This is a genomic window from Candidatus Venteria ishoeyi (genome assembly GCF_030378065.1).
Classification (GTDB): Bacteria; Pseudomonadota; Gammaproteobacteria; order Beggiatoales; family Beggiatoaceae; genus Venteria; species Venteria ishoeyi.
The window spans coordinates 35228-48463 of record NZ_JAUCGJ010000006.1; the positions used below are offsets into that span (position 1 = coordinate 35228).

Sequence of the window (13236 nt, forward strand, 5' to 3'; positions counted from 1 at the left end):
ACCCCTTCAAGGGGTGTTATCCCTGATTCAACGCTCCAGCGTATAACGAATATCCATGCCATTAGCCTTAGCGCTGGTATCTGCTTCAACCGTGATATTCCGGGTCAAATTGTAACGCACCTTAAAAATATTCACGGCATCAAATAAACCGATGCCGTAACCCATATATAAATCCGGGGTGAGGTATTTGCCTAACATGAAGGTGCTGCCTTGCTCTCCATCCTGAGATTCCAGACCCGCAACATCCAGACCCAGTTCGTTACGCAGATTATTAACCACTGAGCTATCTTCATCCAGTGCCATTGCACTGACTGCCTGCATCAATACCTCGCTGTCATTACCCCCACCTTTCCCCAGTTCAGAAGCGGGGCGGCCTAATACCAGCCAGGACAGAATGTTCGTTTGATCCATTTGTGGTTGCGAGAACAGTTCCAGGTGTGGTTTTTTGGCATTACCGGTGACATCAATACCCACTGTAACATCTTGTAGTTCACGCACTGCGCGGACATCCAGACCGGGGTTGTCCAGGGGGCCATCGGTATATAAAGCATAACCTTTGGTAATTTTAAGATTTTGCCCATACGCCTTGTAAGTACCTTCAGCCACGCCAATGCGACCATTGCCGGTGAGAATTTCCCCCGGCTGCTGGGTGATGCCAAGCTCGCCTTGCAGACGGCCTTTAAAACCCATGCCTTTGACCCGCACCTTGTCACCTAAAACCACCTGAATCTGGGCATTCACGGGCATGTTGCTGCCGGTTTTCTGTTTTTCTTCTACCGCTTCGATAGGATTGATGATACGCACATCGCTAGATGGCTGCACGCTGCCTTGTAATTCCGGCGGCGTGATCAAGGCTTCAGGAATCAGCAACTTGCCATTGACCTTAATTGCCTTTGCATCGGCTTGCAGCATAATATCAGGTGAAGCCAGCAACCAGATTTGTGGCGTATTAAGCATTTCAAAGTTTTTACCCGAAATACGGCCTTGAACCTGCCAGTCTGGTTTCAGTCGAATGGCAGCATTTAAGTCAAGCTTGCCGGTATCAGTATTTATTGAACTTTTGGCTTCGCCAGATACAATTTGTCCTTGTAATTTTAAGCTGCCCGTTTGATCGCCAGCTAAAGCCACCTCAATATCACGTAGTCTTAAGCCCAGCGGCTCAATTTCAATTTTGCCATCCTGGAGCTTGATTTCACCCGTGATAAGCGGCTTTTCCAGATCACCATTGATTTTGAGCTGGCCTTTAATCGTGCCTTGTGGGTTGTTAAGGTCAGGCAGAAAAATCGGTAACAGGGAAAAATCCTGCATGTGCAAATTTAACAGGCCATTCAGGGGTTGCTTTTTTGCCAGGGGGTAGTGATTCAAAGCCGGTAATTTAAGCTGTGCTTCCAGTTTATCCTGCTGGTTAAACCGTAACTGAAGCTGACTGTGTAAGCCTTTGTTATTTAAGCGAGCCTGTAAATGACCACCTTGGTGTTCCAGCAATTGCAAACGCTGTTGTTCTGTCGTTTCTTCCGGGTCTAAGTAACTGATTTTACCCGCAGACAGTTGAAATGCTGCCTTGCCATGTAAACTGCCGTTTTTATCCAGTTGGGCTTGCAGTTGTCCATCCAGTTGCGTGCCACTGATGTCTAAGCCAGCAGGCAATAAACTACCGGCTTGCGCGGCGGTCAGTTGCTTAATATCCAGAGAAACCTGCACCTGTTGTTGTAACCAGCGTCCGTCAGCACATAGTTTTGCTGTTTGTTGTTTTTTGGGGGGCGTTGTCAGTTGCAGGCAAAGTGGAGTGAATTCTAATTGCTGCTCTGCAAACGCCAGCGTGACAGGCTTTTCCAGTTGTAACTGATATTTTTTCAGGGCATTCAATTGTAACTGTGACAAGCTGCCGCGCCAATGCTTTGTTTTGGGCTGCGTACCTGAGAGTTGCAATGTGCCATTAACATCCTTGCCCTGCACATCCACTTGTAAGGTATGTTGTTTCAGGTTGCCTTGTGCCAGAAGATTGATGTGATTGATATTGATATCCTGGTGTGTCAGTTCTCTGGCAGTGAGTTTCAGTTGTAAAGGCTGGGTTTCACTGAGTGTACCTTGCGCCCGCAAAGTCAATTTGTTCAGTTTGCTATCCTGCCATTTCAATTTTTTTCCATCAAGTTGCATATCCACAGCAAGCTGTTTTAATGAACCCGCTAAAGTCCCTTTGCCCTGTACGCTGCCAAATAATTGCGGCAGCATGTCTTCCAAATGCCTGGCATTTAACTGCCATTGCAAATTCAGCTTTTCCTGCCCCTGCATGTGTCCTTGCAACTGGAATTTGGTCTTGCCAATTTGTGCATCAAATTGTTGCAAATGATATTGCTGCTCATGAATTTCAACCTGGCTTTGCAAATGTAGCGGATGTTTTTGTAAAGTACCATGCAGCAATAGTTTGGGAATGCTTGCCTGCAATTGACCCTTATCTCCCAGTTTCCCGCTACTGCGCATGTTCAATGCCAGTTGCCCCGGCCATGCCTGCCATTGCACGGCAGGATTGATGTGTTGTGCATCCAGCGCAAGCTCCCAGGATAAATGGGGTTTTAAGCCCACATCACCGCTGAGATTGAGCTTACCACCCAATATTTCAGCACTTAGGCTTTGCAGTTGCAGGTGTTTTTGACTACCACTGACAGTCAGTTGCCATTGGCTCTCTGGAATATCCAAACCTTGAAAGTCACTGTTGCCTTGCAGTTGCCAGTTATCCGGGGTACCGCTGATTTGCAGTTGACCTGTTGGACTGAAAACCTGCGGTGTTTTGCTTTGCAGTGGCCATTGCAATGATTTCCAGTTAAGCGTGGCATTAAACTCAGGTGTTTTTTGTAAATTCAGCGCAGCATTGGCATGAATTTCCAGCGCAGAATCCGGCTGAGATAATGTCATCTCATCAACAGCCCAGTGTAACCAATCGTTTTTGTTTTTCCCGCTGATGTGTAATTGCAGCGGGCCATACGGTGTAATATGACCGTGTGTTTCTGATTGCACCTGGATATTTTTTAAATCCCCGTTAAACCGCCACTGACTACGCCCCTGGATGTCAGGTAAGTCTTTGACCAGTGCCTGTAACCAGGGTTGGCGGCTGTCAAAATCTTTTAGCATCAAATCTGCCTGCCATGCCAATTGTGGCTTTAACAGGTTTTCAGCCGAAAAATTTAATTGAATCTGAATGGGGTCTTGTGGACTGTCTAACTTTAAAAGGCCGGATAATTTTTTGCTGTCTCCCGCCAGTTGTAATCGCCCTTTGCTTTGTGGCAATTGCACAGACGCAACAGCCTTGCCTTGGGATACTGCTGCCAATAAATTCCAGTGCCCTTCCAGGCTGATATCATAAGGTTTTTGCAGGTTCAGCCTGCCTTGTAAGCGTAATGCCGGGATGTGTATATCCGGTTCTAGTTGCACGGACTTTAAGGCCAACTGATTTAATATCAGGTGGTTTTTCTCGCTATGTACAGACAAATTTGCCTGTTGCAACTGGTAAGTTTGCTCACCCTGCTGTAATTGAAATTGCCTTAATAAGACATTATCAATTTGCAGGGCAACAGGCAGTTGTATGTCGGGGATTGTTAACGGGGTTTTATTTTCGCTATCAGCAGGCGCAGCAGCAGGTAATTGAATATGCAGCACCGTTGCGCTGAAAGTTTGTATATGTAGCTTCAAACGCAGCAGAGACGCTGGTTGCCAGCGCAGTTGCAATTGTTCGCTATGTACCTGCATTTCACCAGTTTGCCAATGCAGGCCCTGCAAGCGACTATTGCCCAGAATTTTGCCTTCAACCTGCCGAACCTGCAAGTTTGGCACCCAGGCCAGAACAGCGCGCAAACCTGTGGTGGTATTGAATATAAAATAAAAAAGACCCACAACTAGAGTCACTATAAAAAGCGCCGTATAAAGACGCCAATGGCTACGCACGGCAAGGTCCTTGTGAAAATTGCTTAAACTGAGATAACAATATCCGTATGATAATACGATAGCTTGTTTATGACCCAGAGAAATTTCCAATAAAAATCATCAATATCATAAAATAATTCGAGTACACTATTCTCACTCAAAAAACCGCTAAAAAATAAGAGTGGTATGAGTGATAAATAATCAGGAGATACCACCATGTATTTTTTTCATTGCAGCTTAATCCGGCACCTTTTTTTTATTACCGGGTTAATCAGTCTGTTATTAATAACGATGATCGTGTCAGGAGACAAGGCGCAAGCTGCGCCTGTATTGTTTAAAAATCCGATTACGCTGGTTACTGGCAACCATTACGCACCTTTTGCCGATAGCAGCCTGTCTGGAGGCGGTATGAGTGTTGAAGTGGTTAAAGCTGCATTCAATGCGGTTGGGCGTCGGGCTTATGTGGCGTTTATGCCTTGGCGGCGTGGCTTTATTGGTGTTCAGCGTCGATCCTATGCAGGCACCTTCCCACATTTTCGCAGCGCGGAACTTGCTGAGGAATTTTATTTTTCTGACTCGCTGTACCCGATACAACAACGTATTTATGTCAGTGCAGGCAGTAAAATTGATTTTAATACGCTGGATGATTTGACCAGTTACCGCTTGTGCTCCCCAATTGGGCATACCATAGACAAAGGTTTACAAAAACGCATTGATACGGCGGCAATTTCAGTTATTTCGCCCAGCTCTACTAAACTGTGCGCCAAAATGCTGGAAAAAAACCGAGTGGATTTTATGGCACTGGATGAAACGGTTTACCGTTATATGTTTAAAGGCTTTAAATTAAAAGCAGTGGGTCGTCCACTACAACGCGCGGACTTGTTTTTATTATTGCCCAAACAGGATCCAGAGAGCAAAACCTTGTTACAGGAATTTAACGCAGGGCTTGCGGTGATTAAAAAATCTGGACAATTTGATAAAATTGTAAAAAGACATCTTAAATATCCGTAGACTTTTTTCTTTTTCAGACAGAACACACTATATGAATATATTGTATATACTTATTCCACTTTCTTTTGTATTACTTGGCGCAATTATCTGGGCGCTGCTGTGGGCGATTAAAAGTGGTCAGTTTGAAGATATGGAGGGTCCCGCACATGAGATCCTGATGGATGATGATGACATTAAAAAAACAACAAATAATGAGAAACAAAACTAATGCCTGTGTATGCCAGTAAAACGGGAAAACGCTATCCATTGGGGGCCGTTGCCGACAGCAATGGGGTTAATTTCTGTATTTTCAGTCGTAATGCGGAAGCAGTGGAACTGCTATTGTATGAAAAAGCTGAAAGTCCCACCGCTTTTCAGATCGTTTGCCTGGACCCACAGGCCAACCGCAGCTTTTTCTTCTGGCATGTGTATGTGGAAAAATTGCCACCCGGTATCCATTACACCTGGCGGGTGAACGGATTATATGAACCCCGCGCAGGTCATCGTTATGACTCCAGTAAGGAACTATTGGATCCCTGGGCGCGCGCAGTCACTGATTGTTTATGGAAGCGTGAAGAGCATACAGAATGTTTCGAGTCCTATCCGGGAATGCGTGCTATCGTACTACCACCGGACACTTATGATTGGGAAGGCGATGAACCACTGAAAAGTCCGCATGAAGACAGTATTATTTATGAGCTTCATGTCGGCGGTTTTACCCGGCATAAATCTTCCAAAGTCAAATACCCAGGCACTTTTTCCGGTATTATTGAAAAAATCCCTTACCTGAAATCATTGGGTATCACCCATGTGGAATTATTACCCATCATGGCTTTTGATGAACAGGATGTTCCCCCAGGTGCGGCGCGGCTGGGTTTGCATAATTACTGGGGATACAGCACCCATAGTTTTTTCAGTCCACACCCGACTTATTGCAAACATCCGAAAAAAGGCAAGCATCAGCAGGAATTCAGGGACATGGTCAAAGCCCTGCATCAAGCGGGTATTGGCGTGATTTTAGATGTCGTATTTAACCATACCGCAGAAGGTGGTAATGGTGGCCCGACGATTAATTTCAAAGGCCTGGATAATGCTATTTTTTATCATCTGGATGCCCTGGATCAAAGTATTTACCGAGATTATACGGGTTGTGGCAATACCATTAACTGCAATCATCCGCTTGTCACCCAGTTTATTATTGACTCATTAAAATACTGGGTGCAGGAAATGCACGTTGACGGTTTTCGTTTTGATCTCGCCAGCGTTTTGGTACGCGATGAAAATGGCGAGCCGATGCACAATGCGCCCGCTACCTGGGCGATTGAGTTCTCCCGCGAACTGGCAGGCACTTATCTGATCGCTGAAGCCTGGGATGCTGCCGGTTTATATCAGGTGGGCGCGTTTCCAGGTTATCGCTGGATGGAATGGAACGGACTTTACCGCGATGTATTACGCCGTTTTCTACGTGGTGAACGCGGTCTGATTGGCGAGCTTGCCATGCGCTTGACCGGTAGTAATGACCTGTATCAGGTAGATGGGCGTTTACCGGTTAACAGCATCAACTTTATTACCTGCCACGATGGTTTCACCCTGCATGATTTAGTCAGTTATGAATATAAAAACAATGAAGGCAACGGTGAAAATAATAACGATGGTTGTAACCATAATCTCAGTTGGAATTGTGGTATTGAAGGCAAAACCTCAGATCAGAATATTCTGACGCTGCGCAACCGCCAGATACGCAATGCTTTCACCCTGTTATTGCTCAGCCACGGCGTGCCCATGTTACTGGCAGGGGATGAAGTGCAACGCACGCAAAAAGGCAATAACAATGCCTATTGCCAGGATAATGAACTGAGTTGGTTTGACTGGCACCAGACTAAAAAACACCCCGGACTGTTACATTTTGTGCAGGAAATGACTGCATTTCGCAAGCGCCACAAAAACCTGATGCGCCGCCATTATCTGACCGGACAGCCCTGTCCCGGCAGTGGTCGCCTGGATGTGCGCTGGCATGGTTATCAGCTCAATCAACCCTTATGGGATGATCCAGATGCGCAATTACTGGTTTACACCTTAGCCGCTCCAGATGAAGACGAAGAAGATTTACATATTATGATCAATATGTCAGATCGCCCCATACGCCTGTCACTGCCCAGAATTAAAAACCAACGCTGGCATCGGGCGATTGATACCAGCATGGAATCACCACAGGATATTATTAGTAAAAGCGAGCAACACACTTGGCCAGGGCTGCATTATCAGGTTTCTGCGCACAGTATTGTGGTAATGGAAAGTCGGGTATGAGCAAGAACACAAACCTGCGTTGGCACAGTATCTTATTTGATTTAGATGGCACACTGATTGACACCAGCCAGGATTTAGCGGCAGCACTGAATACCGTGCTCCAGAGCAAAGGGCGTGACCCCCTGCCTTATCAGACCATACGCCCCTGGGTGAGTTACGGCGGTAAATTCATGATTGCTCAGGCTTTTGCTTATCCTTTTGGCGATAGCATTATTGATCCACTGTGGGAACACCTGGTTGCGGACTACCGGCAAAATATCGCAGTTCACAGCCGTTTGTTTCAAGGCATGGACAGGGTGTTAGAACAGATAGAATCTGCGGGTAATAACTGGGGTATCGTCACCAATAAAGCCAGTTGGCTCACCAATCCCTTATTAATTGCGCTAAACCTGGATAAACGCAGCGGCTGCACGGTCAGCGCCGACAGCCTCATTGCCAAAAAACCTCACCCCTTGCCCTTGTTATACGCCGCTGAGCAATTGGGCAGCGCACCTGAAGACTGTTTATATATAGGTGATGCGCAACGTGACATTGAAGCCGGACAGCGCGCGGGCATGGATACTGCCGTGGCTTTGTTTGGTTATCTGGAAGCCGATGCCAAACCGCAGGCATGGGGCGCGGATTGGTTATTAGACAGCCCGCAGGCTTTGGCTGAAATACTGTAAATGCGATTATCTTTATTGGTGCTATCTGCCTGCCTGCTGCTCGGACTTGCTTATTTTCTTCTATGGCCATCTCTGGATATTGAACAACTCGATAAACGTGGACGCAGCGCCTTATCCCGCGCTGCTGAAAGCGGAGATGTGGTACAACTGAAACAACTGCTGGCACAAGGCGCGCAGGTGAATCAACGCGATTTATGCCAATGGACACCGCTGTTACATGCCGCGCTTAATGGGCGCACGGAAGTGATTCATTATTTGTTAAAACACGGCGCTGCCGTCAATGCGGTGGATAAGGGCGGTTATTCCGCGCTTATGCTGGCAGCCTCTAATAATCATGTGCAAAGTATTGTTTATCTGGAAGCCAAAGGTGCGGATTTAAATTTACAGGATGACAGCATGGGCTGGACGGCCTTAATCTGGGCGGTAAAGCAAGGCCACCAAGACGCCATGACCGCTTTGTTTGCCCTGGAAGCCGATGCTTCACTGACTGATCATGAAGGCAAAACTGTGTATGACTGGATACGGGCGGGAAGTTTAGAACCGGAATGAACTATTACAGCGTAGGACTGCCAGTCCTGAAGTTATTATTTGTTTTTACCAGTTACTGTACTATTAAATTCAAAAAGGATGAATCATGTTAAACAATAAAAACCCATTAAAACACTTTTTTATCTTAATCGGATTAATTGCTATTAATACCGCAGCCTATGCTGAAAATCCAAAAATCAGCCCAGCGCAGGTATTGGGTGTCGTGACCCACGATTGGAATGATGATGGCGCATTTGACAGAGCGGTTTTAGCCTTATCAACAGCAGATGACAGTGAAACGGAGCTGTTTATTTATCTATCAGATGCAACAAATAACCGTATGCAATTAGCCCTGCATAAAAAAAATATTGCCTGGGTTGGTGGTTTATGGGGTGCCTTGCCGTCAATCACCACTAATGGCAGGGGTTCGCTGATAGTGAATGTGGCTAATGACAGTATTGGGCGTAATCGCTGGAGCCAGAAATTAACCATTGCCTATCGCAAGCAGGTGTTTATGGTTGCCGGTTATACTTACATGGCGCGTGATACCCTGAACCCGGATTATCAACTGGATTGTGATGTTAACTTACTCACCGGGCGCGGTATCAAAAATGCTAAGTTATTCCAATCCTCAACCAAGGCAATGCTGCTGTCAGCCTGGTCTGATGCCGCTATTCATAAAGACTGTCAATAATGTCACGGTCATTTGAGTGTTTTTATTTCAAAGCCTGTCAGTTTGATGCAAAGCAAGGTTTAATTACACTGGAATACGCGCTGGATGACGAGCATGTCTTCTGTGAAGAAATCCAGTTTCCCAATCCCCCTGCACAACTGCCAGCCAAACGTTTGCAGGCCATTGAGCGTTTGCTGCCTTTATTACATTTTATTGCCGGTATCAGCTATTACAAAGCCGCTGTGCCGCCCAGAATTGCCATTGAAACCGCCTTACCCGACCCGGAAACTGCGGCATTTTTGCACAATCTGTATTGGCAGGGATTGGGCGAGTTTGCCTGGCAAAATGGCCTGGATTTAAAAGCGCGTTTACAATTTCCAGCACAAACCCAGGATTTAGCCCCCGCAGTGTTCGCTGGAGAGAAACAGGCTTTGCAACGGCGTTCACTGCTGCCGGTGGGCGGTGGCAAGGATTCTATTGTCAGTCTGGAAACCCTGCGCGCCAGTGGTGAAAGCTTGACTCAGATTTCAGTGGGCAATCCACATATTATTCGTCAAGTTGAGCGCAGCTCAGGTTTACCCTATATCGTTGTGCAACGGCGTATCTCGCCTTTGTTGCTGAAATTAAATGCACAAGGCGCGCTGAACGGTCATGTACCGATTTCTGCCATTCTTGCCAGCATCCTGGCGATTGCCGCCGTGTTATACGATTATGATCGCATTGTCATGTCCAATGAACGCTCTGCCAATGTGGGTAATTTCCGGCAGGGGGCGCTGGATGTGAATCACCAGTACAGCAAAAGTCTGGATTTTGAACAACAGATGCAACAACAACTTGCGCGGCGGGTCGCAGGCTTGCACTATTTTTCCTTGCTGCGCCCCCTATCTGAACTGGATATTGCCCGCCGCTTTGCAACCATGCCCAGCATTCAACAATATGACAGCGTATTTTCCAGTTGCAACCGCAATCATCGCCTGCACAACAAAAGTAATCACCCAGGCAACTGGTGTCTGGATTGTCCAAAATGCCGTTTTGTTTTTCTTGCGCTCGCACCTTTTATGCCGCAAGCGCGTTTATTAAAAATTTTTACTAAAAACATGCTTGACGACCCGGCGCAGCAAGATGGTTTTGACGCTTTAATCGGCGTAGGACAACACAAGCCTTTTGAATGCGTGGGCGAAGTGGAAGAATCACAAGTGGCTTTTTATCTGCTCAGCCAGCAAGCTGACTGGCAGCAAAGCTATCTGGTCAAACGCTTCCGGGCAGAGATTTTACCCGGCTTAAACAATCTTGAAACATTATTGGAAACTGCCTTAAGACCTGCTCAGGCGCATCAGTTGCCTGAAGATTATTGGGACTTGATAAGCTGAAAACGACGACATCAGCAACCTTATTTTGATGGGCTTTCCAGGTTTTCAAAACCTGGAAGGTCTTTTGAGAAATTATCTGTTTTCAGGTTCAATTTTTAATTGCCTGACCACTTGTTCCATTGCACTGCCGCGTGAGCCTTTAATCAACACCTGACAATTTTCCGGCAGGGTTTGTTGTAAATGGGCAATTAAAGCTGTCTTGTCGCTAAAGTGCTGCGCATTGCTGCCAAAATTTTCCGTGGCTGCCAGGCTTAATTCGCCCAGAGTCAATACCCGTTCTATACCCGCCTGTTTTGCCAGTTGCCCCACCTGCGCATGAAGTTCCTGGGCCTGTTCACCTAGTTCCAGCATATCACCGAGTACCAGCCAGCGCGGGGTTGGGCAGTTTGCCAAAACATTTAAGCCAGCTTTGAGTGAACCGGGGTTGGCGTTGTAACTGTCATCAAAAATACGACTGTTGCGCAGACCAGGCTGGGCCTGTAGACGCCCTGCCACTGCCTGTAATTGCGATAAACCTGCCTGAATGCTGTTTAATGATAAGCCGCAACTCAGGCAACAAGCACTTGCCGCCAGGGCATTATAAATATTATGCTGTCCAGGCAGTGGCAATTGAATTTCACAGTCACCGACCGGGGTGTGCAGATGGAAAAAGCTGGATTCACTGTTGAGGCGTATATCACTGGCAAAAATATCAGCCTTGTCTGTCAAGCCAAAGGATAAGTGACGCGCTTCAGTCAAACCTGACCAGTAATCTGCATACTGATCATCCTGATTAATAATCGCCATACCCTGCGCGTTTAAGGCTTGATAAATTTCACCTTTGGCCCGTGCCACGCCTTCTATGCTGCCAAAGCCCTCCAGATGCGCGGGCGCGCATTGGGTAATCAGGGCGATTTGTGGTTGCGCCCAGTGGCTGAGTCGGGCGATTTCGCCGGGATTATTAGCCCCCATCTCTATCACTGCAAAGCGATGATGGGCATTTAAGTTTAATAAGGTCAGCGGTACGCCGATTTCATTATTTAAATTACCCTGGGTTGCCAACATGGTGTCTGGCTGGCTGGTGGACTGGCGTAAAATCGCTGCCGTCATTTCCTTGACGCTGGTTTTGCCATTACTGCCGGTGATGGCAATAATTCTTGCAGGGTTTTGCTTGCGCCACCAGGCGGCAAGTTCTGCTAATGCGCGGTGGCTGTCCTGGACTAATATTTGTGCGACGTTTAGGGCTTGTCGTTGTTCCACCAGCAAGGCTACCGCGCCTTGTTCCACGGCGGCGGCACAAAAATCGTGACCATCAAAGCGCTCACCACGTAATGCCAGGTACAAGCTTCCCGCCTGTAGGCTGCGGCTGTCTATGCTACAGCCTTGGAAACGGGTATCATCTGCACCGGAAATTTTAAGTGGCAACAAAGCCCGGCTGATTTGCGCTAAAGAAGCTTCAATCATATTAACGCTGATCCATTGCCACATAATCGCGCTGTGCAGCACCGGTATATAACTGGCGCGGACGACCTATACGCATATTGGGTTCTTCCATCATTTCTTTCCATTGCGCAATCCAGCCAGCGGTGCGTGCCACAGCAAACAATACGGTAAACATTTCGGTTGGAATGCCCAGGCTGCTTAAAATAATGCCCGAATAAAAATCAACATTGGGATAGAGTTTGCGCTCAATGAAATATTCATCTTCAAGTGCGATACGCTCCAGTTCCATAGCGATTTCAAATATGGGTTTGAGTTCAGGGTTATCCAGCTCTTGCAGTAATTGATGACAGATATTGCGGATGATGGTGGCGCGGGGATCAAAGTTTTTATAAACACGATGCCCAAATCCCATCAGGCGGGTGTGATTATTTTTGTCTTTAACTTTTTCAATATAGCCCGGTACATTTTTTACATCGCCAATTTCATACAACATTTTAATCACAGCTTCATTGGCCCCGCCATGCGCAGGCCCCCACAAAGTTGCGATACCCGCAGCCACGCAGGCATAAGGATTGGCTTGAGAGCTTCCTGCCAGACGCACTGTTGAGGTACTGGCATTTTGTTCATGATCGGCATGAAGAATTAACATAATTTCTAATGCTTTAATCGCCACTGGACTCATATTCAGTTTACGATTAGGCAGATGAAATAACATGTGATAAAAATTTTCCACATAGCTGTATTTATAGCTGGGATGCACATAATAACGCCCCATTTTATAACGCAGGGTACGGGCGGCAATGGCAGGTATTTTGCCAATCAAACGCAGCGCGCAGAGATCCCGGTGCGCAGGGTCTTCAATATCTAATTCCTTATGATAATAACTGGATAAAGCACCAACGACGCCAACCATCATGCCCATCGGGTGCGAATCGCGGCGAAAACCATTATAAAAATTAACCAGACCTTCGTGTAACAGTGATACATTACACAGACTTTTCTGAAAAGTCGTAAATTGTTCCGGCGTGGGCAGTTCTCCGTTTAACAATAAATAACACACTTCAATATAGGAGCTATTTTCAGCTAATTGCTCAATTGGATAACCGCGATAGAGTAAAATGCCTTTTTCACCATCAATAAAGGTAATTTTACTGGTGCAACTTGCGGTTGTCACATAGGCGGGATCATAATTGAACATGCCCAGCTCTGTAGATAAGGCCCGGGAGTCTATCACCGGCTGCCCATGCGTGCCTTCCAGCACGGGACATTCCAATGTTTTACCTGTAGCATTATCAGTAATCGTGACGGTTCTGCTCATCATCATCCCCTTCTGTCTTAGGCTCTTTTTCAAATTCTCTGTGTG

General features: G+C 46.6%; 10 protein-coding genes. 7 read left to right on the forward strand and 3 right to left on the reverse strand.

The window, feature by feature from the left end:
- Positions 1–27: 27 nt before the first annotated feature.
- Positions 28–3900 (reverse strand): translocation/assembly module TamB domain-containing protein, encoded by a 3873-nt coding sequence (locus tag QUF61_RS03020; protein WP_289680391.1) that lies wholly within the window; start codon positions 3898–3900, stop codon positions 28–30.
- A 234-nt stretch (positions 3901–4134) separates the two neighbouring features.
- Here QUF61_RS03020 and QUF61_RS03025 point away from each other — a divergent pair, with 234 nt between their 5' ends.
- The 7 genes from QUF61_RS03025 to QUF61_RS03055 all read left to right on the forward strand — a co-directional run bounded on the left by QUF61_RS03025 (position 4135) and on the right by QUF61_RS03055 (position 10451).
- Complete coding sequence (locus QUF61_RS03025; RefSeq protein ID WP_289680392.1) at positions 4135–4929, forward strand: substrate-binding periplasmic protein; 795 nt, start codon at positions 4135–4137, stop codon at positions 4927–4929.
- A 31-nt stretch (positions 4930–4960) separates the two neighbouring features.
- Positions 4961–5137, forward strand: a complete 177-nt coding sequence (gene ccoS, locus QUF61_RS03030; protein ID WP_103918698.1) for a cbb3-type cytochrome oxidase assembly protein CcoS — start codon at positions 4961–4963, stop codon at positions 5135–5137.
- The gene (gene glgX, locus QUF61_RS03035) at positions 5137–7215 is read left to right on the forward strand and encodes a glycogen debranching protein GlgX (protein WP_103918699.1); all 2079 of its coding nucleotides are present in this window, start codon (positions 5137–5139) and stop codon (positions 7213–7215) included. The genes ccoS and glgX overlap by 1 nt, the downstream gene beginning before the upstream one ends.
- Positions 7212–7880, forward strand: coding sequence for an HAD family hydrolase (locus QUF61_RS03040; protein ID WP_103918700.1), 669 nt, complete (start codon positions 7212–7214; stop codon positions 7878–7880). The genes glgX and QUF61_RS03040 overlap by 4 nt, the downstream gene beginning before the upstream one ends.
- A complete protein-coding gene (locus QUF61_RS03045; protein WP_289680393.1) occupies positions 7881–8429 on the forward strand; it encodes an ankyrin repeat domain-containing protein in 549 nt (182 codons plus the stop codon).
- A gap of 85 nt (positions 8430–8514) precedes the next feature.
- Positions 8515–9102, forward strand: coding sequence for a hypothetical protein (locus tag QUF61_RS03050; protein ID WP_289680394.1), 588 nt, complete (start codon positions 8515–8517; stop codon positions 9100–9102).
- Positions 9102–10451 (forward strand): MurL-like N-terminal domain-containing, encoded by a 1350-nt coding sequence (locus QUF61_RS03055; RefSeq protein WP_289680395.1) that lies wholly within the window; start codon positions 9102–9104, stop codon positions 10449–10451. Before QUF61_RS03050 ends, QUF61_RS03055 begins: the two co-directional genes overlap by 1 nt.
- Positions 10452–10523: 72 nt before the next feature.
- Here QUF61_RS03055 and QUF61_RS03060 read toward each other — a convergent pair whose 3' ends face one another.
- On the reverse strand, positions 10524–11894 hold the full coding sequence (locus QUF61_RS03060; RefSeq protein ID WP_289680396.1) for a UDP-N-acetylmuramoyl-tripeptide--D-alanyl-D-alanine ligase: 1371 nt from the start codon (positions 11892–11894) through the stop codon (positions 10524–10526).
- 1 nt (position 11895) lies between these two features.
- On the reverse strand, positions 11896–13197 hold the full coding sequence (locus QUF61_RS03065; protein ID WP_455423316.1) for a citrate synthase: 1302 nt from the start codon (positions 13195–13197) through the stop codon (positions 11896–11898).
- Positions 13198–13236: the final 39 nt, after the last annotated feature.